Genomic DNA, 26,632 nt, shown 5'->3' with positions numbered 1-26,632 from the left:
AAAAACATCTTCCAAGTCTAAGAATGCCTTGTTATAATTAGGGTACATCTATAAGAGGTCACCTCCGTTAACATTAAACTTTGGTCGGGATAATGCGTTTGGGAGGCTTCTTATAGATGTATTTTATTACAACAAAAAGAATGTTGGAAGTGTGCTTTTCAAGCACACCCCAACATTCAGTATAGAACCCTTTTTGTTATTTTTTGAATTTTTTAGTGTTTTCCTTTAATTCCCGCAGTGCTTCTCCAAACAGACGGGAAGAGGCGGAAGGGTTACGTTTAAGTAGTCCTTTGGGATAAAAGGTAAGCCGTCCGGTCAGTTTTTCCCTGGTTTCGGTCAGGGCCTGAAGCCGTTCTGCCAAAGCGGATTCTTTAATTGCATTGGTAGTTTCTGTCTTAAGGGATGTGAGCTTCACCATGGTTTCTTCTTTAACGGAAGCAGCTTTCTGCATGGTCTCGGATTTCAGCTCGGATACTTTCTGGGCGGTCTCCGCTTTTAAAAGTGACATCTGGACCTGAACCTCCTCCAGCTCAGACCTGATTTTAGTTAAGGATTCCAGTACCTTACCCAGATCAAGAGCTGCCTTCGTGGACTGAACGGTGTCATAAACAAATAGGATGCCAATTCCTGTTACCAGAAAGATACATGTCACTTCACTGAGGCGGAAAACCATCCACTCCAGGGGGCGGTGTACCACTTCTGTCAGAAGAATGGTGAGAAATCCCCAGGCAATGGAGGTGCCCAGACAGACATATCCGTTTAAATTAAAGGGGTTATTACTGTAATCCCAGTATTTCATTTTAAATAAGCGTTCCATGATATAACCGGTTAAGTACTCTAGAACAGAGGCTCCCGCCATACCAAAGAAAAATACAAGTATCAGATTTCCTTTTACAGGAAGAGATAAGAAAAGCATGAGGATTGCACCGCTGCCATAGAGCGGAAGTAAGGGGAGCCTTAAAAAACCCCGGTTTACAAAATGAAAGCTTTTCACAGAAACATAAGTGGATTCGATTACCCAGCCGAGAAAGCAATAAATGAAAAAAAACAGCAGCCACTGATACCAAGTATATACGTACATGCTTATATCCCTTTCTTCATGTATTGGTGCTGGATCTATCATATACGGTTTTGTCCGTTTTTGCAACCGAAATACGTAAGGAAGTGGCAAAATCTGCTTGCCTTAATTGCTTCGTTCATGTAGAATTATGATGTTTCGGTTAGTGGAATTGCACTTATGAAGGAGTTTTTTGATGAGTATATTAAACGTAGAACATTTAACACATGGATTTGGAGACCGTGCCATTTTTCAGGACGTGTCATTCCGGTTATTAAAGGGAGAGCACATCGGCCTGATCGGAGCCAATGGAGAGGGAAAATCCACATTTATGAATATCATAACGGCGAAACTTCAGCCGGATGAAGGAAAAGTTGAGTGGGCAAAGAGAGTCCGTGTCGGTTATTTGGACCAGCATACTGTTTTGGAAAAAGGAATGACCATCCGTGACGTTTTAAAAAGCGCATTTGCCTTTCTGTTTCAAATGGAAGAACAGATGAATGATATCTGTGACCGGATGGGAGAGGCGGACGAGGAAACCATGACTTCCATGATGGAAGAGCTGGGAACCATTCAGGATCTTTTAATGGCACATGATTTTTATATTATCGATTCCAAGGTGGAGGAAGTCGCCAGAGCATTGGGATTAAGTGATATGGGAATCGATAAGGATGTGACGGAACTGAGCGGCGGACAGAGAACCAAGGTCCTTTTGGGAAAGCTGCTGCTTGAAAAGCCGGATATTCTTCTTCTGGACGAACCCACCAATTACCTGGACGTACAGCATATTGAATGGCTGAAGCGTTATCTTCAGGAGTATGAAAACGCGTTTATTCTGATTTCCCATGATATTCCGTTCCTGAACAGTGTGGTAAATATTATCTACCATATGGAAAATCAGGCACTGGACCGCTATGTGGGAGATTATGAAAAGTTCCAGGAGGTCTATGCAGTAAAACGGGCACAGCTGGAATCAGCATATAAGAGGCAGCAGCAGGAAATCGCAGAGCTGGAAGATTTTGTGGCGCGCAATAAAGCCCGTGTTTCCACCAGGAATATGGCGATGTCCAGGCAGAAAAAGCTGGATAAAATGGATGTAATAGAGCTTTCCAAGGATAAACCAAAGCCCGAGTTCCGTTTTATGGAAGCGCGTACGGCAGGAAAGATGATCTTTGAGACGAAGGAACTGGTAATCGGATATGAGGAACCACTATCAAAACCACTTGATTTAATCATGGAAAGAGGAGAAAAGGTTGTTTTATCGGGAGCCAACGGCATTGGAAAGACTACTTTGCTGAAAAGCATTCTGGGTCTGACTCCTTCCTTAAACGGTAATGTTGAACTGGGGGATTATCTGTCTATCGGTTATTTTGAACAGGAGATGGCTCCTGGAAATACGACCACCTGTATTGAAGAGATATGGAAGGAGTTCCCTTCCTATACCCAGTATCAGGTCCGTTCGGCCCTTGCCAAGTGTGGTCTTACAACCAAACATATTGAAAGCCAGGTAAGGGTGCTCAGCGGAGGCGAACAGGCGAAGGTCCGTTTGTGTAAGCTGTTAAACAGGGAAACCAATGTTCTTCTATTGGACGAGCCGACGAACCATCTTGATGTGGAAGCAAAAGAAGAACTGAAAAGAGCGCTGATGGAATATAAAGGAAGTATTCTGTTAATCTGTCATGAGCCGGAATTTTATGAGGGAGTTGCAACTAAGGTGATAGACTGCAGAGAGTGGGCGTTAAAGCTGTCCTGATAATAAAAAATACGGGATTTGATTTCTTGAAAAAGAATCAAATCCCGCATTTTAGACAGAAAAAATCCGCTTCCTGTCATATGGAAACGGATGTATCATCTTTTAGGGGGGCCGGACGGTTTGCACCGTCCGGTATGAGTATGAAAAAGCTTTGTGATTTCAAGTAAGTTACTTGAAACAAAAGGCCCGTCATCCTTTCGGATAACGTATTATCAGTATATGATATAAATGTGAAGAAAATGTGTCCTGTACATTAAAAAAACATAAACAAAATAAAAATTAAAAAAACCCTTTCAAAACCCAGGGTTATTGTATATAATAAGATAGAAAATGCGACTTCATTTACCAATTAACATAAATTTGAAGATAAGGGAAACCCTGGGAACAGGATACAGCGAACAGGAGGAAGATGATTATGATGATGTCTAATGACATTGGAATTGATTTAGGTACAGCAAGCATACTGGTTTATATCAAGGGTAAGGGTGTTGTTTTAAAAGAGCCGTCAGTTGTGGCTATAGACCGTGATACCAATAAAATAAAGGCAATCGGAGAAGAAGCAAGGCTGATGATCGGAAGAACACCGGGGAACATTGTGGCAGTCAGACCTTTGCGCCAGGGTGTAATTTCCGATTACACGGTAACGGAAAAGATGCTTAAGTATTTTATCAACAAAGCAGTAGGAAAGAAAACCTTAAGAAAGCCGAGAATCAGTGTCTGCATACCAAGCGGTGCCACTGAAGTTGAAAAAAAAGCGGTTGAAGATGCAACCTATCAGGCAGGAGCCAGAGAAGTGGCCATTATTGAGGAACCGGTTGCAGCAGCCATCGGTGCTGGGATTGATATTTCCAAGGCCTGCGGCAATATGATTGTGGATATTGGCGGCGGTACTTCCGATATTGCAGTTATTTCTTTGGGCGGTACAGTTGTGAGCACATCCATTAAGGTGGCTGGTGATGATTTTGATGAAGCTCTTGTCCGTTATATGCGTAAGAAGCACAATCTTCTGATCGGCGAAAGAACGGCGGAAGAAATTAAGATCAACATCGGAGCGGCATACCGCAGACCGGAAGTTTTAACCATGGAAGTAAGAGGAAGAAACTTGGTAACCGGACTGCCAAAGACCATTGTTGTAACCTCGGACGAGACTCTTGATGCTTTAAAAGAGCCGGCAATGCAGATTGTGGATGCGGTTCATAATGTTCTGGAAAGAACTCCGCCGGAACTGGCTGCCGATATTTTTGACAGAGGAATTGTCTTAACAGGAGGCGGTTCTTTATTAAGCGGGTTAGATGCCCTGATTGAAGAGAAAACAGGCATCACAACTATGATTGCTGAGGATCCGCTGACAGCAGTTGCCATCGGAACCGGTAAATTCATCGAATTTACTCATGGCGGAAACAGCAAAACAGAATTTTAATCAGGTGCAGGCTGAGATTTGTGTTCAGCTTTCATGATTAATAAAACTGCTCTTAACGGCCCTGGCGGTAAATTCCGGCAGGGTTCCTTTTGCGGCAGTCTCTTTGCATTTTACGGAGGAAACATGGCGACAGTCTGCGGATTTGTAGAAAAAATTAAATACAGGAACGAAGACAACGGTTATACCGTACTGAGCCTTTCAGAAGACGGCGAGGTATATACGCTGGTAGGTAATTTTCATTACATCAGTGAAGGCGAGCGGATCGAAGCGGTGGGGATTCTGACGGAACACCCTGTTTATGGAGAACAGCTGTCTGTAGAAAGCTACGAAATCAAAGCCCCTGAAGATACCGCTGCCATGGAACGTTATCTGGGATCCGGAGCGATTAAGGGCGTGGGTGCAGCGCTGGCAGCAAGGATTGTCCGCCGGTTTAAAGCCGATACCTTTAGGATTATGGAAGAAGAGCCTGAGCGTCTTTCCGAGGTGAAGGGTGTCAGTGAAAAGCTCGCCATGTCCATTTCCAATCAGGTTGAACAGAAAAAAGAGATGCGCCAGGCGATGATGTTTCTACAGGAATATGGAATTTCCATGAATCTTGCAGTGAAGATCTATCAGGAATACGGCCCCAGACTATACAGCATTGTTAAGGAAAATCCCTATCAGATGGCAGATGATATATCTGGAGTGGGTTTTAAAATGGCGGATGAGATTGCCAGAAAAGCAGGTATTTTTACAGACTCGGATTTCCGTATCAAATGCGGAGTTCTTTATACCCTTTTGCAGGCAGCTTCAAACGGTCATACTTATCTGCCGGAAGAGGAACTTCTTTCCTCTGCTTCTGAGCTTTTAAAAGTGGAGCAGGCATCCATAGAAAAGCATCTGATGGATATGCAGCTGGACAAGCGCCTGATTATCAGGGAGACAGACGGGAAACGTACCGTTTATGCATCCCAGTATTATTATATGGAACTGAATGTGGCCAAGATGCTTCATGATTTAAATATCAGGGGAACCATGGCTGAGGAGGAAATCAGAACCAGACTTGTTAAGATTCAGGAAAAAGAGCAGATTGAGCTGGATGAAAAACAGGTAATGGCAGTGGTAGAGGCTGTAAACAGCGGACTTCTTATTATTACCGGCGGACCTGGAACCGGAAAGACCACTACCATTAATACCATTATCCGTTTTTTTGAAAGTGAGGAGATGGAGATATTACTGGCAGCTCCTACGGGCAGGGCGGCAAAGCGTATGACGGAAGCGACTGGATATGAGGCACGGACCATACACCGGCTTTTGGAGCTGACAGGAGTTCCCGGAGACGAACGTTCCGTGTCCATGCATTTTGAACGAAATGAAGAGAATCCTCTGGATGCCGATGCTGTCATTATCGATGAGACGTCCATGGTGGACATTCATCTTATGCAGTCTCTGCTAAAGGCCATTAACCCCGGGACAAGACTTATACTGGTGGGAGATGTAAACCAGCTACCAAGCGTAGGCCCTGGTAATGTGCTGAGAGATTTAATTGAATCCCAGTGCTTCAATGTGGTAATGCTGACGAAAATCTTCCGCCAGGCTACACAGAGTGATATTGTTGTTAATGCCCATATGATTAACCGGGGGGAACCAGTTCCCCTTGGTAAAAAGAGCAATGATTTTTTGTTTATCAAGAGGGAAGAACCAAATACCATCATCAATGCCATGATTACACTGGTTCAGAGCAAACTTCCTTCCTATGTTCACGCAGACCCCTATGACATTCAGATTATGACGCCCATGAGAAAGGGAGCCATTGGAGTGGAGCGGCTTAATTCCATTCTTCAGGAGTACTTAAATCCGCCGTCAGAGGCAAAGCAGGAGCGGGAATCGGCAGGGGTGATTTACCGGACCGGCGATAAGGTGATGCAGATCAAAAACAATTATAATATGGAATGGGAAGTCAGAAACAAGTATGGGATTCCGGTAGAAAAGGGAACTGGAATTTATAACGGAGACATTGGGATCATCCGGGAGATGAATCCGTTTGCGGAGCTGGTGACTGTGGAATTTGATGAAGGACGTCTGGTTGAGTACAGCTATAAACAGTTGGAAGAGCTGGAGCTGGCTTATGCCATAACCATTCATAAATCCCAGGGAAGTGAGTATCCTGCAGTGGTTATTCCTGTTTTTCCTGGTCCAAGAATGCTGATGACAAGAAACTTAATCTATACAGCAGTTACCCGTGCAAAAACCTGTGTCTGTCTGGTAGGTATGCCGGGAACGTTTCAGGATATGGTAAATAACGAAATGGAACAGCGCAGATATTCCGGATTAAAGGAACGTATCTGTGAAATAAATAAGCTGCCTTAAATTCTTTGGGCAGACGGAGGTCCTGTCTGTCTGCCTGTCTTACAATTCTTAAAGGAGAATCTATCCTTATGCAATCCTCTTTTTTTATTGACCTGTTATTTCCGCGCAGGTGTCCGGCCTGTGACGGGATCGTTATGCCGAAAGGCAGACTGATTTGCCCGGAATGTGTGAAAGTGCTGTCTTTCGTTAAGGACCCTGTATGTAAAAAATGCGGTAAGGAGGTCTTTAGCAGCGACATAGAATACTGCTTTGACTGTATGAAACACAAAAGAACCTTTGAGTATGGCAGGGCTCTGATTAATTACGACGAAAACGCCAAAAACTCCATGGCAAAGATAAAATATAAAAATAAACGGGAATATTTAGATTTTTACGGAGATGCCATAAGTCTGCGGTATGAGAAAATGATCAGGCGTATGGGGGCCGGTGGTCTCGTTCCGGTGCCGGTTCATCCATCGAGAAAAAAAGAGAGGGGATTTAACCAGGCTGAGCTTCTTGCATGCAGAATCGGAGCGGGACTTAAGATTCCTGTCTTGCCTGATATGCTGGTGAGAAGCAAGAAAACCATGCCCCAGAAGGCACTAAATCCCGCAGAGCGTTTAAAAAATCTGGAGGAAGCTTTTTTGCCGGGAAAGATAGTTGAAGGCCTTGAAAATGTAATTTTAATTGATGACATTTATACGACCGGAAGTACAGTGGAAGCCTGTACCCGCGTGCTGAAAAAATCGGGAATCAGGAAGGTGTATTTTTTAACAATTTGTATTGGACGAGGGCAGTAGTTTGATGTATGATACATAAATAAATAATACTGATTGACTCAGGAGGAATGGGAATGAACATCAGGACCGCAGTAGAAAAAGATATGCCGCAGCTCTTGGATATTTATAATTATGAGGCAGAGCATGGTTTTGCCACCTTTGATTTTACTCCGAAAACAATGGAGGAACGCATGGTATGGTTCCGCGAGCATAATGTTGGAAATCATCCCCTGATTGTAGCGGAGGAGGATGGAAAGGCAGTTGGCTATGCAAGTCTTTCCGCCTATCGTCCCAAAGAAGCTTATAAAGAAACGGTGGAATTATCCATTTACATTGACAAGGAATACCGCAGAAGAGGAATTGCCGGAAAGCTGGCGGCAGTAATTCTTGAGATAGCGAGGGAAAGGGAAGACATTCATACGGTTGTATCCGTAATTACAGGAGGCAATGAAGCCAGTATGAAGCTTCATGAGCAGCTTGGATTTGTTCATTGCGGAACGATTCGTGAGGTAGGAATAAAATTTGGAAAAATTCTGGATATAGAAAATTATCAAATAATATTGTAACACGGATTAAAACGAGAAAGGGAGAGGAATATGAGCCACATTGAAGGGTACTATACTTCCGGAGAATTTGCGAAAAAGGCCAGTGTTTCCATACGGACTGTCCGGTATTATGACAAGCAGGGACTGTTAAAACCTGCAGGTATGAGCACCGGCGGATACCGGCTTTATACAGATTCGGATTTTGCAAAGCTGCAGAAGATACTCTCTCTTAAGTATCTGGGATTTTCTCTTGACGAAATCCGTTCCATTACCATTAATGATAAGGATCATGATTATGTGGGAGAATCAATCAAGCTTCAGCTGAATCTGATCCGAAAGAGAATTGAACATTTAAAACTGGTAGAACAGACATTAACAGAGACCTCGAAACTGGTTGCTGACCGTCAGTCTGTGGACTGGAATAAAATACTTCACTTAATCCATATTACAAATATGGAAAAAACTCTGGTGGAGCAGTACAAGGATGCAGCCAATGTAAGCATTCGAATTGGCCTTCATAAAAAATATGCCACCAATCCTCTGGGCTGGTTTCGGTGGCTTTATGATCAGATGGAGCCCTTAAACGGAAAACACATTCTGGAACTGGGCTGCGGAAACGGAGAATTGTGGCGGGTAAATAAAGACCGGATTCCTTCAGATGCGAAGCTTTGCCTGACGGATGTATCCAAGGGCATGGTTCGTGATGCACAGGAAAACTTAAAACAGGTCAGGGGTCAGATTTCTTTTGAGGTTCTGGACTGCAGGCAGATTAAAAAGCCGGCTGAGAGCTTCGATGCTGCAGCTGCTAATCATGTACTGTTTTATTTAACAAATCTGGATGCTGCATTAACTCAGGTTTACAGGGTTTTAAAAAAGGGCGGAATCTTTTATTGCAGCACTTATGGCAGAGAACATATGAAAGAGATCAGACAGCTGGTACTGGAATTTGATTCCAGAATCGTCCTCTCAGAAGTAAATCTTTATGATGTTTTTGGGTTGGATAATGGAGAAGAGATCTTGAGGAGCCATTTCAAATCTGTGAAAAAAGAAATTTATGATGACCATCTGGAGGTAGCTGATGCAGGTGCACTGATGGAATATATTTTATCCTGCCACGGAAATCAGCAGGAGTTTTTAATCGACAGGTATGAAGAATTCCGTGAATATCTGGAAAAGAAGATGGTGAAAAAAGGGTTTATCCATATTACAAAGCAGGCTGGTATATTTATTTGCACAAAATAAGAAAAAAGTAATAGAAAAAGACTTGACCGTGACGTTACGTCACCCTTTATGATAGCAATATGAATGAATATGGAGGAAACAAATAATGAAGGGAATAATTCTTGCCGGGGGGTCCGGCACCAGGCTGTATCCGCTTACCATGGTAACGTCCAAACAGTTACTGCCTATTTATGATAAACCCATGATTTACTATCCGCTTTCTGTTTTAATGAATGCAGGGATCCGGGATATTCTGATTATATCCACACCGGATGACACGCCAAGGTTTGAGGCGCTGTTAGGAAACGGGTCACAGTTCGGGATTCAGTTATCCTACGCTGTACAGCCATCTCCCGATGGTCTTGCACAGGCCTTTGTCATTGGAGAAGAATTTATCGGAGACGACAGCGTTGCCATGATTCTTGGAGACAACATCTTTGCAGGACACGGTCTTACAAAGCGACTTCTTCATGCAGCAAATAAAAAGGATGGAGCCACTGTATTCGGTTATTACGTGGATGATCCCGAACGCTTTGGAATTGTGGAGTTTGATTCAGAAGGAAAGGCTGTTTCCATTGAAGAAAAGCCGTCTGCACCAAAGAGCAATTACTGCGTGACAGGTCTCTATTTTTATGACAATAAGGTTGTGGAATATGCGAAGAACTTAAAACCTTCCGCCCGCGGTGAGCTGGAAATTACAGATTTAAACCGCATTTACTTGGAAGAGGGCAAGCTGGATGTGGAGCTTTTGGGTCAGGGATTTACCTGGCTTGATACAGGGACACATGAGTCTTTGGTAGATGCCACTAATTTTGTCCGGACCATGGAAACCCATCAGCACAGAAAACTCGCCTGTCTGGAAGAGATTGCTTATTTAAACCACTGGATCACAAAAGATCAGCTGGAAAAGAGTATTGAACCATTAAAGAAGAACCAGTATGGTCAGTATCTGATGGATGTGCTTGCAGGAAAATATATCGATAAGTAAAGGAGCAAATCAATGAAAATAATCGTTACCGGAGGAGCCGGATTCATCGGCGGAAACTTCGTACATCATATGGTAAATAAATACCCGGATTATGAGATTATCAATCTGGACCTTTTAACCTATGCAGGAAATTTAGAGACCTTAAAGCCTGTGGAAGACAAACCTAATTATCGTTTTATCAAGGGCGACATTGCAGACAGAACATTTATTTTTGATTTATTTGAAAAAGAGAAGCCGGATGTAGTTGTAAACTTTGCGGCAGAAAGCCACGTAGACCGTTCCATCACTGATCCGGAAAGCTTTGTAAGGACTAATGTTATGGGTACCACAACCCTGCTTGATGCATGCCGCACCTACGGAATCAAGCGCTACCATCAGGTTTCTACAGATGAGGTTTACGGAGATCTGCCTCTTGACCGGCCGGATTTATTCTTTACAGAAGAGACTCCGCTTCATACATCAAGCCCTTATTCCTCATCAAAGGCCAGTGCTGATTTATTCGTTCTGGCATACCAGAGAACCTTCGGGCTTCCTGTTACTATTTCCAGATGCTCCAACAACTATGGACCGTATCATTTCCCGGAGAAGCTGATTCCGTTAATTATCAGCCGCGCTCTGGCAGATGAGGATCTTCCCGTTTATGGAACCGGAGAGAATGTAAGAGACTGGCTTCATGTTTCTGACCACTGTGAAGCAATTGATTTAATCATTCATAAGGGCAGAGTCGGCGAAGTCTATAATGTAGGCGGACATAATGAACGCACCAATTTAGAAGTCGTGAAGACGATCTTAAGGGAACTGGATAAGCCGGAAAGCCTGATCAAGTATGTAACAGACCGACCGGGTCACGACAGACGTTATGCCATTGATCCGAAGAAACTGGAAACAGAGCTTGGCTGGAAGCCAAAATACAATTTTGACACTGGAATCCGCCAGACTATTCAGTGGTATCTGGATCATGAGGACTGGTGGAAGCATATTGTAAACGGAGAATACCAGAATTATTTTGATAATATGTATGGAAAACGTTTATAAATTCCAATCGTAAAGTGAGGCAGTGATGAGAGTATTAGTTACTGGCGTAAAGGGCCAGCTTGGATATGACGTAGTAAATGAACTGAAAAAACGGAATCATGAGGCAGTGGGCGTAGATATCGAAGAGATGGATATCACGGATGAGGAAAGTGTAAACCGGGTAATCCGGGAAGCTGCTCCTGATGCAGTCATTCATTGCGCTGCTTATACTGCTGTGGATGCTGCAGAAGAGAATGAGGAATTATGCTGGAATGTCAATGCCAGGGGAACCGGAAACATCGCCAGGGTGTGCAGGGATCTTGATATCCCAATGATGTATATCAGTACGGATTACGTATTTAACGGTCAGGGAACCCGCCCCTGGGAGCCTGATGATAACAGAGAACCGTTAAATATTTACGGACAGACGAAGTACGAAGGGGAGCTGGAAGTAGAAGGAAATCTTGATAAATATTTTATTGTACGCATTGCCTGGGTGTTCGGCGTTAACGGCAAGAATTTTATCAAGACCATGCTGAATCTGGGAAAAACCAGGGATAAACTGAATGTTGTCGCGGATCAGGTTGGTTCTCCCACTTACACCTTTGACCTTGCCCGCCTTCTGGTGGATATGATTGAAACGGAAAAATACGGACGTTATCATGCCACCAATGAGGGACTTTGCAGCTGGTATGAATTTGCCTGTGAAATCTTTAGACAGGCAGGCATGCCTGTTACGGTTGAACCTGTTACTTCTGATCAGTTTCCGGTAAAGGCCAAACGTCCAATGAACAGCAGAATGAGCAAAGATAAGTTAAAGGAGAATGGCTTTCAGCCGCTTCCTTCCTGGCAGGATGCGTTAAGACGGTATCAGGCAGAGATCGAGTATTAATAACACACACGGGAAACTTTAGACTTGCATTTTTTAGTTTCCCGTGTTATAATGTCTGAATCATAATTTAGCAGGTATTTCTAAAAAAAGATTGACGAATCCAGTCCTGTATGTTATAGTAATTGGGCGAATGGAAGAGCTTAGGTCTTTTTTTTATGCTCAAAATTTCTTGCAGCTGAAAAAAGGGACTGAAAACACAACAACGATAATTTAAGTGGAGGTGGAAGTCGTGCGCACAAAAATCACACTGGCATGTACTGAATGTAAACAGCGTAACTACAACATGACCAAGGATAAGAAGACTCATCCGGACAGAATGGAAACCAAGAAGTATTGCAGATTCTGTAAGAGCCATACAATGCACAAAGAAACGAAGTAATTAGTTTAGGAGGCAGATTATGGGAGATACAGTGAACAACGAGGGAGTTCAGAAAAAAAGCTTTGTAAAAGGTTTGAAATCTGAGTTCGCCAAGATCGTTTGGCCTGACAAAGAAACCGTAACGAAACAAACAATCGCTGTTATGTCATCTGCGATTGCTCTAGGACTGATTATTGCGATTCTTGATCTGATCATCAAGTTTGGTCTCAGTTTTATCTTATAATTCGTAAGGGTTAAGGTGAGTTTATGTCAGAAGCAAATTGGTATGTAGTCCATACCTATTCAGGTTATGAAAACAAAGTAAAAGTTGACATTGAAAAAACAATCGAAAACAGAAACCTGCAGGATCAGATTCTGGAAGTATCGGTTCCTCTTGAATCCGTCATTGAGCTTAAGAATGGCGTGGAAAAAAAGGCCGATAAAAAGATGTTCCCCGGTTACGTACTGATTCACATGGTCATGAATGATGATACATGGTATGTTGTACGTAATACCCGCGGTGTAACAGGCTTTGTAGGTCCTGGATCAAAACCGGTTCCTCTGACAGAAGATGAGATGCAAAAGCTTGGATTCAAGAATGAAGAAGTCATTGTTGGCTTTGAAGTGGGAGATACCGTTGTGGTAACTTCCGGTGCATGGAAGGATACTGTTGGTGCTATCAAGTCCATCAACGAAGGTAAGAAAACCATCACCATTAACGTTGAGATGTTTGGCCGGGAGACACCGGTGGAACTGAATTTCAGCGAGATAAAGAAGATGTAACAAGTAAAAGCGGCTTATACCGTTGTATAGGCTCGTGGGAGGGAAATCCCCGACAATACCACATTTATTTAGGAGGTGCCTAATTATGGCAAAGAAAGTAACGGGATATATCAAATTGCAGATTCCAGCAGGAAAGGCTACACCAGCTCCTCCTGTAGGTCCGGCACTTGGACAGCATGGTGTGAACATCGTACAGTTTACAAAAGAATTCAATGCAAGAACTGCTGACCAGGGAGATTTAATCATTCCGGTTGTTATTACTGTTTATGCGGACAGAAGCTTCAGCTTCATAACCAAAACTCCGCCAGCTGCTGTATTACTGAAGAAAGCATGCAAGCTTAAATCAGGATCTGCAGTACCAAACAAGACAAAAGTAGCTACCATTTCCAAGGCTGAGTTACAGAAGATCGCTGAGCTTAAGATGCCAGATTTAAATGCTGCATCTGTTGAAGCAGCTATGAGCATGATCGCTGGTACCGCAAGAAGCATGGGTATCACAGTAGAGGCTTAATTTTCTTAGCAAAGCCAAGTATAGCGCCGGCAGAGTTTCGTAACTCATGCCGTTCGGTGAGCCGCGAAGCAAATCGGACTTCCGTTATCTTGGATGGCGAAGTTTTGTAACGTGGGAGGGAAAATCCCCGACAATACCACTAGGAGGTTATTTAGAATGAAAAGAGGAAAAAGATACGCAGAGGCAGCTAAGACAGTAGATCGTGCTGTTCTCTACGATGCACCAGTAGCAATCTCTTTAGTTAAGACGAATGCAAGTGCTAAATTTGATGAAACCATTGAAGCTCATATCAGAACCGGTTGTGACGGACGTCACGCAGACCAGCAGATCCGTGGTGCCGTAGTACTTCCTCACGGTACAGGTAAGACTGTTCGCATCTTAGTTTTCGCTAAGGGTGTTAAGGCTGATGAGGCACAGGCTGCAGGAGCGGACTACGTTGGAGCAGAGGAATTAATTCCGAAGATCCAGAACGAAGGCTGGCTGGATTTTGATGTAGTTGTTGCTACTCCAGACATGATGGGTGTAGTTGGTCGTTTAGGACGTGTCCTTGGACCTAAGGGCTTAATGCCAAACCCAAAAGCTGGTACCGTTACCATGGATGTAACAAAAGCAATCAATGATATCAAAGCTGGTAAGGTTGAGTACAGACTTGATAAAACAAATATTATCCACGTGCCAGTTGGAAAAGCTTCTTTTACAGAAGAACAGTTAGCGGACAACTTCCAGACGCTTGTTGATGCAATCGTTAAAGCAAAACCAAGTACAGTTAAAGGTGCTTATTTAAAGAGCGTTACCCTTGCTTCCACCATGGGACCTGGCGTAAAGCTGAATGTAGCAAAGTTAATGAGCTAATTTTGCTTTGTGGTTGACATGTATTATAAATAATGTTATACTAATTAAGTATTGACTGCCGAAGACAGCAGGTGCCGCAAGGCATAAGGTGATAACGCCTGCCGAGGAATATGCAAGAATCATTTTGTGTAAATGAATTGTAAACCTCTCTGTCCATTTGGCGGAGAGGTTTTTCTTTGGTATATTTTTCTGAGTGAGGTCAGGCGTAAGCGTGAGCTGATTCGGGGAAATAGCCGTTCAGTTAGCCGTGAGGCTAATCGGACTTCCTTTGCAGTTTATACGAACAGGCTTTTGCAGGCAGCTGCAGGGCTTAGACTAAACAGGAGGTAAACCATAATGGCAAAAGTTGAATTAAAACAGCCAGTAGTAAGCGAGATTAAGGAATTACTGGAAGGCGCTGAGACCGCAGTTGTTGTAGACTACCGTGGTATCACAGTTGCTCAGGATACAGATCTTCGTAAGAAGTTAAGAGAGGCTGGAATTTCTTACAAGGTATATAAGAATACCATGATCCGTTTTGCTGCTAAGGGAACAGCGTTTGAAGCTCTGGATCCGGTTTTGGAAGGACCTACAGCAATTGCTGTATCCAAGACAGACGCAACAGCTCCAGCAAGAATCCTGGCTGAATTCGCTAAGACAGCTCCGGCTCTTGAAATCAAGGGCGGTGTTGTAGAAGGCATTTTCTATGATGCAAAAGCTATGGAGAAGATCTCCAGCATTCCTTCCAGAGAAATTCTTCTTGGAAAGTTACTGGGAAGCATCCAGTCTCCTATCACAAACTTTGCACGTGTTCTCAAGCAGATTGCAGACGGACAGGGCGCAGAAGCATAATTTTCTTAATGAAAGCAAGCGAAGCGCAGCTTGAATTTAGAAAATTAGCTGTTCGGTGAGCCAAAGGCGAGCTGAACTTCCATTAAAAAATCAAACATATTAATTACGGAGGTATATTATCATGGCAAAGTTAACAACAGCTGAATTTATCGAAGCGATCAAAGAATTATCTGTATTAGAATTAAACGAATTAGTAAAGGCATGTGAGGAAGAATTTGGTGTATCTGCAGCAGCAGGCGTAGTAGTTGCAGCAGCAGGCCCAGCAGCAGAAGCTGAAGAGAAGACTGAATTCGACGTAGAATTAACAGAAGTTGGTCCTAACAAGGTTAAAGTTATCAAAGTTGTTCGTGAAGCTACAGGCTTAGGCTTAAAAGAAGCAAAAGACGTAGTTGACGGAGCTCCTAAGGTATTAAAGGCTGGCGCTTCCAAAGAAGAAGCAGATCAGATCAAAGCTGCTTTAGAAGCAGAAGGCGCAAAAGTTACTTTAAAGTAATTAAATTTTCGTCTGTTACAGAACAGGGTCCATACCTTTTCAACAGGGACAGGACCCTGTTTTTCCTATATGGGAATATTAGTTTTATCTTGACATTTTTGCGTTTTCGGGGTAGAATGTACGTGTAATATCGAATGGAGTTATGATTTCACATATTTTTGTAAGTCATTATTTTCGGATGATGGTTTACAAAAATATGTGATTTTTTGTTTCAGGCGATATATCAAATTATTTTTTATTTATTATAGGAGGTACGCGTTATGAACAACGGTACAGTAAAATGGTTTAATGGTGCTAAGGGATATGGTTTCATCGTAAATGATGCAACAGGCGAGGAAGTATTTGTACACTTCTCCGGAATTGTTTCTGATGGTTACAAGACTCTTGAAGAGGGACAGAAAGTAACTTATGAAACAACAGAAGGAAATCGCGGTCTGCAGGCAGTTAATGTTTGCCTGGCTTAATTAGATCCTTAGCTGAAAAATAAGCCTTTTGAGGGCTGCCCCCCATTTTTATGGAAGGCAGCCCTTTTTGCATATATAAAACTGCCCCATGGTCTTTATAGAATCTTTATATCTGGTCTGACATCCCCACTATCATTTTTATAATTATATTTTGTAAAATAAGGATTGAAAATGAGTACGAGAAGGGAAGGACCTTATATGCTGTTTCATAAAACAAAGACAATTATTATCGTGGGTGCCAGCCGGTTTGGTGTCGGTCTTGCTGGCCGGCTTTCGGGACGCAGCACCAGAATTGTTATGATTGATTTATCAGAGGAATCATTTCGGAAACTGCCGGGGGAGTTTGTGGGAGATCAGGTTCTGGGAGACGGAACAGATGCAGAGTTGTTAAAACAAGCAGGCATCAGCCAGGCTCAGGTCTTTGTTGCGGCAATGGGGGATGATAATGAAAATCTGCTGGCCGCCCAGATTGCCAGCAGGATCTTTCACGTGCCGGAGGTATTTTTAAGACTGAATGACAAGAGCAAGGAAAAACTGATCCAGGGGTATAATATGAAACCAATCTGTCCCTTTGTTCTTTCGGCCGATGAATTTGACCGTCTCACAGAGAAAGTATATGAGGAGGTATCCGCATTATGAAAATTGCTGTAGCAGGAGGCAGGGATGAAGCCGATTTTCTTACCGGTCTTCTACTGAAAAACAAACACAGGCTGATTGTGATAAACGATGACAGGGGGTACTGTGAACATCTTGCCGCCAAATATGATAAAGTATCTGTTATCAATGGTGACCCAGGCAGTGAAGAGATATTGAGTGATGCAGGTATCAGAGGATTTGATATAATCATTGCGCTGTCCGGCAAAGATGCAGATAACCTGGAGATTTGCCAGATGGCAAAACGCCTGTTTTCTGTGAAAAAAACACTCTGTACCGTAAGAAATCCAAGAAATGTGGAGATTTTTAAGGCATTGGGAGTGGATCAGGTCATAAGCGCGGCCTATATTCTGGCACAGTATATACAGCAGCCATCTATGGCGGACATTCAGCAGGAGGTTAAAGTGGCACCTACAAGCGAAAAAAATGAAAACTAATGAGTATGAGTCTTATTTTCCGGGAGGTACAGAAGAGAAAGTAATAGGAAGAAATCTGATTGCCGGATATTTGGGATTTGTTATAATGCTTGCCGGAGTGGTTACCCTGCTTCCTCTTCTTACGCTGATGTTTTATCCTGGTGAGTCAGATCAGGCGGTATATTTTGTTATTCCAGGCGTTTGCTCCATTCTGGTAGGTTATTTAATCAGCTTTATCCTGCGCGGAAGAAAAACAGGAGAATTGGATAAGAACCAGAGAATGACGCTGGTGACTGGCACCTGGCTGATTGTGGCAGGTGTCGCCTCTGTACCGTTTATACTTAGCGGCAGGTATTCAGTCTCCCAGGCCGTATTTGAAGCAATCAGCGGACTTAGTACAACAGGACTCAGCGTTGTAGATACAGCTGCTGTACCTCATATTCTGCTGATACACCGTACTGTGCTTTCGCTTTTTGGAGGAGTGGGGCTGGTACTTATCCTGAACACTGCTGTGGCCGATGCATTTGGAATGAAACATAACGATCCAGTGGGGCATTCAGACAGGCTGCTGAAAAATTTACGGGAATCGGCGGGGCTGATTGCGGGTATCTATGGGGGATATATAGTAGTTGGTGTATTGTTGTATGTGACGTTTGGAATGAGTTTATTTGATGCAGTCAATTATTCTGTGGCGGCAGTTACTACCGGAGGATTTTCCACTCATCCGGAGAGCATGGGATATTATAACAGTTTCCCTATTGAACTGATTACGATTATTTTGATGCTTCTTGGCAGTACAGGTTTTTTTATTCAATTACTTCTCATCAGAAGAAAATTCTGTGATGTGATTTATCACAGTGAGATCAGACTGACCACTCTTCTGCTTGCAGGTTCTGTGTTACTGCTTGCTGTGCTTGGGCGAAAGGGGCTTTACGGAAGTATGCCGGAAAGCTTACGGTTTGCCCTGTTTCAGGCAGTATCTGCGCTTTCCACTACCGGCTTTCGAACGGTTGGCAGCTTTCACAGCTGGCCGCCTTCCATGTTCTTTATTCTGATTCTTCTCATGCTGACAGGCGGAGGAGCAGGATCTATGGCTGGAGGATTGAAGATTTACCGGGTTTGTGTTATGTTAAAAGAAATGAAATGGGAAATTTCACGTTGTCTTAATGCCAACAGAGTTATTATAATGGAACAGATTAACCGGGGAGGTAAAAGAGAGCAGCTGACAGAGCAGGATAAAAGGGAAGTGAATGTATTTCTGATCTTTTATCTTATGATTTTTGCAGCCGGCACTTTTATTTTCAGCTGTTTTGGATATTCCGTTCAGGATTCCATGTTTGAGTTCGCATCAGTATTAAGCAACGCAGGATTTTCGGTTGGAATTACATCATATGAAGCCAGTTCCGTGATCCACTGGACTGCCAGTGCCGGAATGCTTATTGGACGGCTGGAATTATATGTTGTATTCATGGTAATTGCCCGTTTCATATTTGATGGAAAGGAAGCAGTTATAAATTCATGGAGATGGAAAAAAGTATAGGTATTCGGGTCCCGATATTAAGAAATTTCGGAAAAATTGCGATTATCTGGGGATTGTCTACAATGCTGGCGATTGTTTTAAACCACACAGGTGTAAGAATTGAAAATCTTCTTCTGATTTATGTGGTGGGCGTTATACTGTGCAGTGTGGAAACCAGAAGTATGCTTTGGAGTATTTCGTCTTCCATTGTCTTTGTTTTTACGTTTAATTATCTTTTAACTTCGCCCAGATTTACTTTTCAGGTGGATGATCCCAACTATGTCATCTCTTTGCTTATTTTTATTATTGTTGCATTTATCGCTGCTTCATTAACGGTTAAGCTGCAAAAGCAAATGGATCTTGACCGGGAACGGGCAGAGATTATGCTGAAACTCAATACCATAGGCAGTGGCTTTTTAAATCTTTCCGGACGTCAGGCCATTATATCCTACAGTAAAAAGAGCCTGCATAATTTAACTGGAAAGGAAACGGAAATTTTAATCAGGAGCAGAGATGAGAGATTTTCTGACAGTTCAGCCGAGTGGTGTTTTAGAAATTCCATGGCATGCGGGTATGGAGAAGCCCAGTTTGGGGACAGCACCCGTCTTTACGTACCTGTCTGCAGTCTAAGTAAGACGTATGGTGTAATTATCTTCTCGTGCAGCAATGGCGGACTGGCCAGAGAGGAACGCATGTATGTGGAAATGGTAATTTCCCAGATTACGCTGGTGCTTGAACGGGAACAGCTGAATGAGGAAAAAGAGGAATCCAGACTTCAGATTGAACGGGAACGATTGAAAAGCACCCTGCTTAGAAGTATTTCCCATGATTTGAGAACTCCCCTGACCGGAATCGCAGGAAATTCCAATTTCCTTTATGAAAATTACACTCTGGTGGATGAAGAAAGCGCAAAAAGCTTGCTGCTTGATATCAGCACAGAGGCGGAGTGGCTGAATTCCATGGTGGAAAATCTGTTAAACATGACCAGAATTCAGGAGGGAAAGCTGGAGATTCACAAGAAGAAGGAAGTAGTGGACGATTTGATTTCGGGTGCGGTCACACTGGTTTCAAAGCGACTGGGGAATCATACCCTGAAGACAGTAACTCCGCCGGAAATAGAGCTGATAAGCGTAGACGCCAGACTGTTTACCCAGGTGCTGGTGAACTTAATCGATAACGGCATACGCCATTCCGGAGAAAATACAGTGATTACCGTATCTGCCGGTGCAAAAAGAAATCGTATGGTTTTTACGGTAAGTGACAACGGGACTGGCATTCCGGGGGATAAGATGGAGCATATTTTTGACAGTTTTTTTACAGCTGCTTATCGGGAAGGAGACCGTCAGAGAGGGGCAGGTCTGGGGCTTGCCATATGCAAGGCTATTATAGAAGCACATGGCGGAAGAATTTTAATCGACCAGAATGTGGAGAAAGGCGCTGCTTTCCGAATTGAGATGCCTATGGAGGAGACTGATGATCAATGATATCAGCGTTCTTGTTATCGAGGATGACAAGAGTATTCAGAATTTTATCAGGATTACCCTGAAAACAAAAGGGTATCATTCTGTCTTTGCAGATGACGGACTGACCGGAATTTCTTATTTTTATGCTAATAATCCGGATATTATACTTCTGGATCTGGGATTGCCGGACATTGATGGCATGGAGGTTTTAGGCCAGATCAGGAAGGAATCCAATATTCCCATTATTATTGTATCTGCGCGGGGAATGGAACAGGAAAAGGTAGATGCGCTGGATGAAGGAGCAGACGATTATCTGACCAAGCCTTTTCATGCCGGAGAGCTGCTTGCCCGTATCCGTGTAGCATTAAGACACAAAAGCGGCCTGGTAAAGCCAGAGACAGCATTTGAACTGGAAGGGTTCAGCATGGATTTTGAAAAAAGGAAACTGATTGTCAGGGGAGAAGAGGTCCATGTTACCCCCATTGAATATAAGATGTTGAAATTGCTGGTTTTGAATGCAGGAAAAGTTTTAACCCATCATTTCATTCAGAATGAGATCTGGGGATATGATACGAATGATGATTACCAGACTATTCGGGTTTTTATGGCAAATATCAGGAGGAAAATTGAAGAGGACTCGGCCAATCCCAGGTTTATTATAACTGAGGTAGGAGTAGGTTATCGGTTTACTGAAAACTGAAAACAGGCAGAGATCAGAAAAATACAGGGATTTTCTGGTCTCTGCCTGTTTTAATTCTAAACGCTGATGTAAGCTTTTCATGAGGGAGTATTATATATCGGTCGAAGGAACTGAAATGGGGTCGGCATAGAGGTGTTTGATTGTGTCAATGGTCCGGGTGATTCCCAGTTGGCTGATGTTAAACAGAATCTGATGGGATTCAATGTGTCCCCACCTCCGGTCTGTATATGTCTCGTAATACTGCTTTCTGCGGTGGTCCATTTTTTTAATGGAGGCTTCCGCTTCCTTTTTTGAGATGTTATAACGCTTCATAATGCGTTCTGTGCGGTCCTTCAATGCTGCATAGAGAAATATATTCAGACATAGAGGGTTTTCCCGCAGAACATAGTCAGCACATCTGCCTACAAATATGCATGGCCCTTTATCAGCCAGGCTTTCAATGATTTTACTTTGTGTCTCGAACGTGCTGTCATTTAATGGAATTCTTCTTGGGGCGAGACCGTTATAACGGTACGAAGACAGAAATGTGTTGAAAACTGATTCATCTACTGCCTCAATAGTGATTTCTGAAAGACCCAGTTTTTCCGCAGCCATTTCCACCAGATCCCGGTCATACATGGGAACCCCCAATTCCTCAGATAGTCTGAATGCGATCTCGTGTCCTCCGCTGCCAAACTGACGGCCGATTGCAATGATCCTGTGCTCCATTTTAATCTGCTCCTTCCCTTAGGGATTGTACACAATATTTAGAAATATATTGTTAATATATCTTAATTATAACGTATTTTAGAAGGGAAAGATATAAAAAAACTGAAATTTTCTGGTTTTATTTTGACCTGAAAGCCCATAGATTGTTTAATAAAAGCAGAAAGCCGGCTTGTGAGTTTATGAAAATAAGATGGAAATTGGCCTGTCTGTTGGCAGTCATTGTACTGGATATTGCCTTTGCAGGGGCATTGTATTATAATTACATTGAGGCGAAAAATACGTTGTTTTTGCCGGCAGATGCCGGAGGAGAGGCAAAGGAAGAGGTTCGGAAACAGTTTTCCGGTGATAAACAGATTGCACTGACATTTGACGACGGACCTCATTCCATTTATACACCCATGCTTTTAGACGGTCTTCGCAAACGGGGTGTCCATGCTACCTTTTTTCTTCTGGGAAAAAATGTGATAGGCAAGGAAGCAATTGTGAAGCAGATGCAGGAGGATGGGCACCTCATCGGAAACCATGGCTACAGTCACGTACAGATGAATAAGGAGGCTGTGTCCAATGCCTGCGAACAGATTGAGGAAAATAACCGCCAGATAGAGGCTATTACGGGAGTACGGCCCCAGTACCTTCGGCCGCCCTATGGGTCGTGGAATGAGGAACTGGAGTGCACAACCAATATGACGGTGGTACTGTGGGATGTGGATACGTTGCATAGAGATGGAAAATTTAGAAATGAGTAAAATGTCCTTTAATAAAAACGGCAGGTGAAATAGTTATGGGAATTAAAAGATTAGAGGGGGATTTTTCCCCCGTTGAAATACGAGGATATACTTCAAAGTCAATACAGACATACTCTGATTATGCAGTTATCGCTATAAATGAATCGCATAAAGTTATTGCAGTTGGGAAAGCAGCATACCAATATGTTGACGCTATTGAAAGTGTTGATATGGGTGAAATTTCTGTTTATTCTACTTTTAAGAGAAACGTAGTTGCCGAATTTTTCGAAACTGTCACAGTAGTGAAATTGATTTTTAAAAATATTCTTCCAGGAATAATATATAAAATCTTTAAACCAACTGTTGCTGTATGTATTCCTTTTGAATTAACAGGGGTGGAAATAAAAGCATTTCAAGATGTGTTCTATGCGGCTGGAGCAAGAAAGGTTAATATTTTTAAACTGGAGTTTGAAGATATTAAAAGAGAATTAGCAAAGAACTACAGTATTGTTATCGGTATTATACCTAATAAGCTATAGAATAAGATTATTCTGATATGTAAACCTCCAAACTGATAATTTTATCTTATACCAATTCGGAGGTTTACATAATCTATAAAATATACCATACATCCGATTTAGTTAATTATTATATTTTTACCATTCATCATTTTTCTCATTATATGTTTTAGAAAATCAGAGTAAATTTTTTTGGCAATCCCTATTTTTTGACTGGTATAGTAGTTTTTTTCTAACCAGCCGCGTTCCAGCCAGTAATTATATTCGATATTTTTCTTTTGTGCTGATTTTAGAGCTTTACACTGCATTGCACGGAACATTGCAAGCTGATATAAGGATGGCTGGCCTGCTTTTCTGTTTTTGTATATTTTATCCACCAGTTTGTCAATTCTAATCTGAACGTCCGTTTTATATTTCTCATTTGATGATAATGAAGATCCGCAAACGCCTACTATACCTGCAATATCGAATCCCCAGCCGATTGCCGTCATTTTCATATAGTTCAGTGTCCCTTTTAAACCAGAGCCTCCAGTTGAGGATAGCAGAATTGCCTTTTTGCCAAAAAACCGCGGTCTATGAAACAGAAAGGAAAAATTATCATAAAAGTTCTTCATTAATGCAGTAACATGCTGTTCATAAACCGGACAGGCAAAAATCACAATATCGCACTCCATCATTTTTTCAAGTAATAAACCGGTAACCTGAATATGGGGGCAGAACTGTTCGCCTTTTGTATAACATAAGAGACAGCTTTTACAAAATCCTAAATCAAAGTCCTTTAGAAATACATATTCTACCTGTGTTTCACTGATCCTGTTAAAGCTTTTTTCTATCATTTCAATTGTTTTGAAACAATCACCACTTTTTCTGGGGCTTCCAATAATTGCTGTAATTTTCATGATTTATCCTCCAAACTATTCTCTGTTGCACCTATGATACAACATTCTGGAGCCGAATAAATCAGTAAATAGTATGAATTATACCTCTTTTTTCTGCTTCGACCACTGCTTTCGAACGGCTATTCACTTCCAGTTTGGTAAACAGATTCAGGATATGGCTTTTTACAGTACTGATAGAGATATATAATGACTGTGCGATTTCTTCATTACTTGCACCATCACTGATCAGCTTTAATACCTCCAGTTCTCTTTTAGTCAGAAGTGAATTTCCTTTGACTGTTTTCTGAGTTTTATCATCAAAAAATTTTAGAATGTCTTTGGCATACATTATGCTCCGCTTGTCAGAACGGGTATTCTCCGTGGTCAGAAATACATTAAGCATAGACTCCATTCTGGATCCATAATTGATCAATAATCTCAAATAATTTTCATTCGAGCATTTGACCAGCGCCTTATGTAACTCCGCAAAAGCAGCTTCTGGTTTCGATATACTTTGTAATGCGTCTGATTTTAGTATTTCTAACTGCATTTCATAAAGTCCGCCAATACTGTCCAGTTTCAATATTTCATCAATACAAAAAAGGGCATTTGTATATTCTTTTCTTTTTACCAATATTTCTGCCAGCAGGACATAATCATGCAGGTTATATTTTTTTAAATGATCCGTATGGGACAACTGATATTGTTCGATAAAATCTTCTGCTTTCTCTATTTCGCCCATATCCAGAAAAATTCTTGCCCTGCAGTATTCAATATGTCTTTTAAAGCCATACGTGTTATCTTTTTCTGACAGAATCAGTGCTTTATTCATTACTTCGATTGCTCTGCTGTTACAGCCTTTGGCTAATAATGACCGGGCTTTTATAACATAGCAATTATTTTTTATATCAAAAATGCCGCCCTTTTCAAACATTTCTATTGCTTTATCTGAATACTCAGCAGCATGTTCTATATCGTTTTTCAGATAAAATATTTCTGATAATCCGGAAAAAATAATTCCTAATAATGGAATGGAATTTCCGCCTTTTTCTTTTAAATAAGTTTCCGCTTCCTGATATAGTATTTCTGCTTCTCTGAATCTGCCCTGGCAGGTCAACATCATACCAAGTCCACCCCAGGAATAAGCGGCGGAATACAGATTTTCAATTTTAATACTGGCTGTAAGTGCCTTTGAGTAATATTCTTCTGCCTCCGGAACATCACCATGAACAATGTATGTAGTTGCAATACTCATTAAAGCTGCTGAATAATTGGGGTTAAACGGATCTACCAGCTCCATGGCGTTGTTTAACAGCTGAATACTTTCTTCCAGATGATCCATTTTGATAAATGCTTTAGCTATAAGAAATTCCCCTTTAATGGCTAACGGAAGTGCTGCATCTTCAGACTCTTTCTCAATCATTTCTATATAATAACTGGCATCACTGACTTTATGTCTGGATAAATAAATCCATACATAATCCAGCATCAGCCGTATATTCCTGAATACATATTGTGCCGGTACAGATTCTATCCATTTTTCTATTACTGCAAACTGCCCCTGATAAATAAGAGGACTGCTGATCTGTTCAATTATATGGACCGCCTTCTCATAACTTTGTGCCTTCAGATAACAGGTGCAGGCTTCCTGTGCAAATCCTTTTCTTTCGTACCAATGTCCCGCCTTCCAATATATATCTTTCACTAATTCAGGCTTATCTTCTTTTACTTTTTTTCTTAAAAAACCGGCAAAAAGACTATGATATCGGTACCATTGATCCTTTTGAGCGAAACAGGAGATAAAGAGATTCATCTCAAGCACCTGCTTTAACAGCTCATTACAATTTTCCACTTCAGTCACAGCCTGGCACAGCTCACAGGAAAACGCATTTAACAGCGATGTCTTTATCAGAAAATCATAAACGGCAGGAGTCTGGCTGTTTAAGATATCTTCCATGAAATAATCTGCGAAATTTGACGGAGGCATTATTACCTGCTTATCATTTATTGATTCAATACCCTTACGTTTAAAGAACAATGCAGCAATCTGAAGTCCCACCGGCCAGCCTTCTGTTAATTCATACAGTCGGATTAACTGGTCTTGTGAGACCTTTAACTCCATAATTTCATTTATATAAGCGGCTGTTTCATTTTTTGTGAATTTCAGCTCATCCACCCCGATTTCAATGATGCTGTTGAAGTACTTTATTCCTGATAGCCGGGTTATTATGCGGAGTCGGCTGGTAATTATCAGATGTATATTATAGGGCATGTGATTAATAAAAAATTTCAAGCCATTCAGAATTTGCGTGTTTTTTATTACATGCAGATCTTCAATTATAAAAAGGAATTTTTTCCTGCTCTCCAGTATCTCATTGATCAGTACCGTGATTATTGTTTCTATACCGCCGATTCTGGAAGTGTATAATAAGTTTAACGACTTTTCTCCGATGTCTGGAATTATTGATTTTATTGCTGAAATAAAATAAATCCAAAATCTGTTCTCTTCATTGTCCTCTGCCTCCAGCGTGAGCCATGCTGCAGTTATTGATCTTTTTTTATGCATTGTAATCCAGGAGCTTAATAGAGTGGTTTTTCCAAATCCGGCCGGTGCACTTATCAAAGTTAGTCTGGTGTTTACTGCGTCATCCAGTATGCAAAAAAGATTTTCTCTCGTTATGGCTTTCTGGCGGTAAATATGATTGATACTGAATTTAGTTTCCAGAAGATCAATATGATTCTCCATAATAATCTCCATTCCG

Annotated in this window: 28 protein-coding genes and 1 other annotated feature; of the genes, 24 read left to right on the top strand and 4 right to left on the bottom strand. The window is 41.9% G+C overall.

Features of this window, described 5'->3' with window-relative positions; genetic code table 11:
- Positions 1-196: 196 nt before the first annotated feature.
- A complete protein-coding gene (locus tag DS742_RS13920) occupies positions 197-1,081 on the bottom strand; it encodes a putative ABC transporter permease (protein ID WP_117417579.1) in 885 nt (294 codons plus the stop codon).
- A 172-nt stretch (positions 1,082-1,253) separates the two neighbouring features.
- Between DS742_RS13920 and DS742_RS13915 the strand changes: the two genes are divergently transcribed.
- From DS742_RS13915 to DS742_RS13810, 22 genes are all read left to right on the top strand, one after another.
- Entirely contained in the window at positions 1,254-2,810 is a 1,557-nt protein-coding gene (locus DS742_RS13915) for an ABC-F family ATP-binding cassette domain-containing protein (protein ID WP_117417578.1), read from the top strand.
- A gap of 409 nt (positions 2,811-3,219) precedes the next feature.
- Positions 3,220-4,230, top strand: coding sequence for a rod shape-determining protein (locus DS742_RS13910; RefSeq protein WP_117417577.1), 1,011 nt, complete (start codon positions 3,220-3,222; stop codon positions 4,228-4,230).
- 123 nt (positions 4,231-4,353) lie between these two features.
- Positions 4,354-6,579, top strand: coding sequence for an SF1B family DNA helicase RecD2 (recD2, locus tag DS742_RS13905; RefSeq protein ID WP_117417582.1), 2,226 nt, complete (start codon positions 4,354-4,356; stop codon positions 6,577-6,579).
- Positions 6,580-6,647: 68 nt separating this feature from the next.
- Complete coding sequence (locus DS742_RS13900) at positions 6,648-7,358, top strand: ComF family protein (protein WP_117417576.1); 711 nt, start codon at positions 6,648-6,650, stop codon at positions 7,356-7,358.
- A 53-nt stretch (positions 7,359-7,411) separates the two neighbouring features.
- Entirely contained in the window at positions 7,412-7,903 is a 492-nt protein-coding gene (locus DS742_RS13895; protein WP_117417575.1) for a GNAT family N-acetyltransferase, read from the top strand.
- Between the two features lie 30 nt (positions 7,904-7,933).
- Positions 7,934-9,124 (top strand): MerR family transcriptional regulator, encoded by a 1,191-nt coding sequence (locus DS742_RS13890; protein ID WP_117417574.1) that lies wholly within the window; start codon positions 7,934-7,936, stop codon positions 9,122-9,124.
- 85 nt (positions 9,125-9,209) lie between these two features.
- Positions 9,210-10,091 (top strand): glucose-1-phosphate thymidylyltransferase RfbA, encoded by an 882-nt coding sequence (gene rfbA, locus DS742_RS13885; protein ID WP_117417573.1) that lies wholly within the window; start codon positions 9,210-9,212, stop codon positions 10,089-10,091.
- Positions 10,092-10,103: 12 nt separating this feature from the next.
- Positions 10,104-11,126, top strand: a complete 1,023-nt coding sequence (gene rfbB / locus DS742_RS13880; RefSeq protein ID WP_117417572.1) for a dTDP-glucose 4,6-dehydratase — start codon at positions 10,104-10,106, stop codon at positions 11,124-11,126.
- A gap of 25 nt (positions 11,127-11,151) precedes the next feature.
- Positions 11,152-11,997 carry a dTDP-4-dehydrorhamnose reductase gene (gene rfbD / locus DS742_RS13875; protein WP_117417571.1) on the top strand — a complete coding sequence of 282 codons (846 nt, stop codon included), beginning with the start codon at positions 11,152-11,154 and terminating at the stop codon, positions 11,995-11,997.
- 229 nt (positions 11,998-12,226) lie between these two features.
- Positions 12,227-12,376: a 50S ribosomal protein L33 gene (gene rpmG / locus DS742_RS13870; RefSeq protein ID WP_013271142.1), complete on the top strand. Its 150-nt coding sequence runs from the start codon at positions 12,227-12,229 to the stop codon at positions 12,374-12,376.
- A 19-nt stretch (positions 12,377-12,395) separates the two neighbouring features.
- Positions 12,396-12,599: a preprotein translocase subunit SecE gene (secE, locus tag DS742_RS13865; RefSeq protein WP_117417570.1), complete on the top strand. Its 204-nt coding sequence runs from the start codon at positions 12,396-12,398 to the stop codon at positions 12,597-12,599.
- Positions 12,600-12,622: 23 nt separating this feature from the next.
- Complete coding sequence (gene nusG / locus DS742_RS13860) at positions 12,623-13,138, top strand: transcription termination/antitermination protein NusG (RefSeq protein ID WP_117417569.1); 516 nt, start codon at positions 12,623-12,625, stop codon at positions 13,136-13,138.
- 85 nt (positions 13,139-13,223) lie between these two features.
- Positions 13,224-13,649 (top strand): 50S ribosomal protein L11, encoded by a 426-nt coding sequence (gene rplK, locus DS742_RS13855; protein WP_097002672.1) that lies wholly within the window; start codon positions 13,224-13,226, stop codon positions 13,647-13,649.
- A 156-nt stretch (positions 13,650-13,805) separates the two neighbouring features.
- Complete coding sequence (gene rplA, locus DS742_RS13850) at positions 13,806-14,501, top strand: 50S ribosomal protein L1 (protein ID WP_117417568.1); 696 nt, start codon at positions 13,806-13,808, stop codon at positions 14,499-14,501.
- Between the two features lie 40 nt (positions 14,502-14,541).
- Positions 14,542-14,685, top strand: a sequence feature (ribosomal protein L10 leader region).
- A gap of 152 nt (positions 14,686-14,837) precedes the next feature.
- Complete coding sequence (rplJ, locus tag DS742_RS13845; protein WP_117417567.1) at positions 14,838-15,332, top strand: 50S ribosomal protein L10; 495 nt, start codon at positions 14,838-14,840, stop codon at positions 15,330-15,332.
- Between the two features lie 121 nt (positions 15,333-15,453).
- Positions 15,454-15,825, top strand: coding sequence for a 50S ribosomal protein L7/L12 (gene rplL, locus DS742_RS13840; protein ID WP_104439192.1), 372 nt, complete (start codon positions 15,454-15,456; stop codon positions 15,823-15,825).
- A gap of 260 nt (positions 15,826-16,085) precedes the next feature.
- Entirely contained in the window at positions 16,086-16,289 is a 204-nt protein-coding gene (locus DS742_RS13835) for a cold-shock protein (RefSeq protein WP_104439191.1), read from the top strand.
- A gap of 171 nt (positions 16,290-16,460) precedes the next feature.
- Entirely contained in the window at positions 16,461-16,928 is a 468-nt protein-coding gene (locus DS742_RS13830; protein WP_242996479.1) for a potassium channel family protein, read from the top strand.
- Positions 16,925-17,380: a potassium channel family protein gene (locus DS742_RS13825; protein ID WP_117417565.1), complete on the top strand. Its 456-nt coding sequence runs from the start codon at positions 16,925-16,927 to the stop codon at positions 17,378-17,380. The genes DS742_RS13830 and DS742_RS13825 overlap by 4 nt, the downstream gene beginning before the upstream one ends.
- Positions 17,370-18,899: a TrkH family potassium uptake protein gene (locus DS742_RS13820; RefSeq protein ID WP_117417564.1), complete on the top strand. Its 1,530-nt coding sequence runs from the start codon at positions 17,370-17,372 to the stop codon at positions 18,897-18,899. The genes DS742_RS13825 and DS742_RS13820 overlap by 11 nt, the downstream gene beginning before the upstream one ends.
- Positions 18,878-20,362: a sensor histidine kinase gene (locus DS742_RS13815; RefSeq protein WP_117417563.1), complete on the top strand. Its 1,485-nt coding sequence runs from the start codon at positions 18,878-18,880 to the stop codon at positions 20,360-20,362. Before DS742_RS13820 ends, DS742_RS13815 begins: the two co-directional genes overlap by 22 nt.
- Complete coding sequence (locus tag DS742_RS13810; protein ID WP_117417581.1) at positions 20,355-21,041, top strand: response regulator; 687 nt, start codon at positions 20,355-20,357, stop codon at positions 21,039-21,041. The genes DS742_RS13815 and DS742_RS13810 overlap by 8 nt, the downstream gene beginning before the upstream one ends.
- A gap of 90 nt (positions 21,042-21,131) precedes the next feature.
- Here the strand turns inward: DS742_RS13810 and DS742_RS13805 are convergent, their stop codons facing one another.
- Positions 21,132-21,749, bottom strand: coding sequence for a cytidylate kinase-like family protein (locus DS742_RS13805; protein WP_117417562.1), 618 nt, complete (start codon positions 21,747-21,749; stop codon positions 21,132-21,134).
- A gap of 179 nt (positions 21,750-21,928) precedes the next feature.
- Between DS742_RS13805 and DS742_RS13800 the strand changes: the two genes are divergently transcribed.
- Together DS742_RS13800 and DS742_RS13795 are read left to right on the top strand one after the other, a co-directional pair.
- Positions 21,929-22,495, top strand: coding sequence for a polysaccharide deacetylase family protein (locus tag DS742_RS13800; protein ID WP_117417580.1), 567 nt, complete (start codon positions 21,929-21,931; stop codon positions 22,493-22,495).
- A 35-nt stretch (positions 22,496-22,530) separates the two neighbouring features.
- A complete protein-coding gene (locus DS742_RS13795) occupies positions 22,531-23,013 on the top strand; it encodes a rod shape-determining protein (RefSeq protein WP_117417561.1) in 483 nt (160 codons plus the stop codon).
- A 98-nt stretch (positions 23,014-23,111) separates the two neighbouring features.
- Here DS742_RS13795 and DS742_RS13790 read toward each other — a convergent pair whose 3' ends face one another.
- Together DS742_RS13790 and DS742_RS13785 are read right to left on the bottom strand one after the other, a co-directional pair.
- On the bottom strand, positions 23,112-23,891 hold the full coding sequence (locus DS742_RS13790) for a flavodoxin family protein (RefSeq protein WP_117417560.1): 780 nt from the start codon (positions 23,889-23,891) through the stop codon (positions 23,112-23,114).
- A gap of 61 nt (positions 23,892-23,952) precedes the next feature.
- Positions 23,953-26,632 (bottom strand): winged helix-turn-helix domain-containing protein (locus tag DS742_RS13785; protein ID WP_147325788.1); only part of this gene is annotated, 2,680 nt, incomplete at its 5' end.

Source organism: Lacrimispora amygdalina, assembly GCF_003432035.1.
Lineage (GTDB): Bacteria > Bacillota > Clostridia > Lachnospirales > Lachnospiraceae > Lacrimispora > Lacrimispora amygdalina.
This window is presented reverse-complemented; position numbering and strand designations above follow the sequence as displayed.

Excerpts from the sequence above, each read along its gene's own strand:
- DS742_RS13920 (WP_117417579.1), bottom strand. The coding sequence starts at position 1,081 with ATGTACGTATATACTTGGTATCAGTGGCTGCTGTTTTTTTTCATTTAT.
- DS742_RS13915 (WP_117417578.1), top strand. The coding sequence starts at position 1,254 with ATGAGTATATTAAACGTAGAACATTTAACACATGGATTTGGAGACCGT.
- DS742_RS13910 (WP_117417577.1), top strand. The coding sequence starts at position 3,220 with ATGATTATGATGATGTCTAATGACATTGGAATTGATTTAGGTACAGCA.
- recD2 (WP_117417582.1), top strand. The coding sequence starts at position 4,354 with ATGGCGACAGTCTGCGGATTTGTAGAAAAAATTAAATACAGGAACGAA.
- DS742_RS13900 (WP_117417576.1), top strand. The coding sequence starts at position 6,648 with ATGCAATCCTCTTTTTTTATTGACCTGTTATTTCCGCGCAGGTGTCCG.
- DS742_RS13895 (WP_117417575.1), top strand. The coding sequence starts at position 7,412 with ATGAACATCAGGACCGCAGTAGAAAAAGATATGCCGCAGCTCTTGGAT.
- DS742_RS13890 (WP_117417574.1), top strand. The coding sequence starts at position 7,934 with ATGAGCCACATTGAAGGGTACTATACTTCCGGAGAATTTGCGAAAAAG.
- rfbA (WP_117417573.1), top strand. The coding sequence starts at position 9,210 with ATGAAGGGAATAATTCTTGCCGGGGGGTCCGGCACCAGGCTGTATCCG.
- rfbB (WP_117417572.1), top strand. The coding sequence starts at position 10,104 with ATGAAAATAATCGTTACCGGAGGAGCCGGATTCATCGGCGGAAACTTC.
- rfbD (WP_117417571.1), top strand. The coding sequence starts at position 11,152 with ATGAGAGTATTAGTTACTGGCGTAAAGGGCCAGCTTGGATATGACGTA.
- secE (WP_117417570.1), top strand. The coding sequence starts at position 12,396 with ATGGGAGATACAGTGAACAACGAGGGAGTTCAGAAAAAAAGCTTTGTA.
- nusG (WP_117417569.1), top strand. The coding sequence starts at position 12,623 with ATGTCAGAAGCAAATTGGTATGTAGTCCATACCTATTCAGGTTATGAA.
- rplK (WP_097002672.1), top strand. The coding sequence starts at position 13,224 with ATGGCAAAGAAAGTAACGGGATATATCAAATTGCAGATTCCAGCAGGA.
- rplA (WP_117417568.1), top strand. The coding sequence starts at position 13,806 with ATGAAAAGAGGAAAAAGATACGCAGAGGCAGCTAAGACAGTAGATCGT.
- rplJ (WP_117417567.1), top strand. The coding sequence starts at position 14,838 with ATGGCAAAAGTTGAATTAAAACAGCCAGTAGTAAGCGAGATTAAGGAA.
- rplL (WP_104439192.1), top strand. The coding sequence starts at position 15,454 with ATGGCAAAGTTAACAACAGCTGAATTTATCGAAGCGATCAAAGAATTA.
- DS742_RS13835 (WP_104439191.1), top strand. The coding sequence starts at position 16,086 with ATGAACAACGGTACAGTAAAATGGTTTAATGGTGCTAAGGGATATGGT.
- DS742_RS13830 (WP_242996479.1), top strand. The coding sequence starts at position 16,461 with ATGAGTACGAGAAGGGAAGGACCTTATATGCTGTTTCATAAAACAAAG.
- DS742_RS13825 (WP_117417565.1), top strand. The coding sequence starts at position 16,925 with ATGAAAATTGCTGTAGCAGGAGGCAGGGATGAAGCCGATTTTCTTACC.
- DS742_RS13820 (WP_117417564.1), top strand. The coding sequence starts at position 17,370 with ATGAAAACTAATGAGTATGAGTCTTATTTTCCGGGAGGTACAGAAGAG.
- DS742_RS13815 (WP_117417563.1), top strand. The coding sequence starts at position 18,878 with ATGGAGATGGAAAAAAGTATAGGTATTCGGGTCCCGATATTAAGAAAT.
- DS742_RS13805 (WP_117417562.1), bottom strand. The coding sequence starts at position 21,749 with ATGGAGCACAGGATCATTGCAATCGGCCGTCAGTTTGGCAGCGGAGGA.
- DS742_RS13800 (WP_117417580.1), top strand. The coding sequence starts at position 21,929 with ATGAAAATAAGATGGAAATTGGCCTGTCTGTTGGCAGTCATTGTACTG.
- DS742_RS13795 (WP_117417561.1), top strand. The coding sequence starts at position 22,531 with ATGGGAATTAAAAGATTAGAGGGGGATTTTTCCCCCGTTGAAATACGA.
- DS742_RS13790 (WP_117417560.1), bottom strand. The coding sequence starts at position 23,891 with ATGAAAATTACAGCAATTATTGGAAGCCCCAGAAAAAGTGGTGATTGT.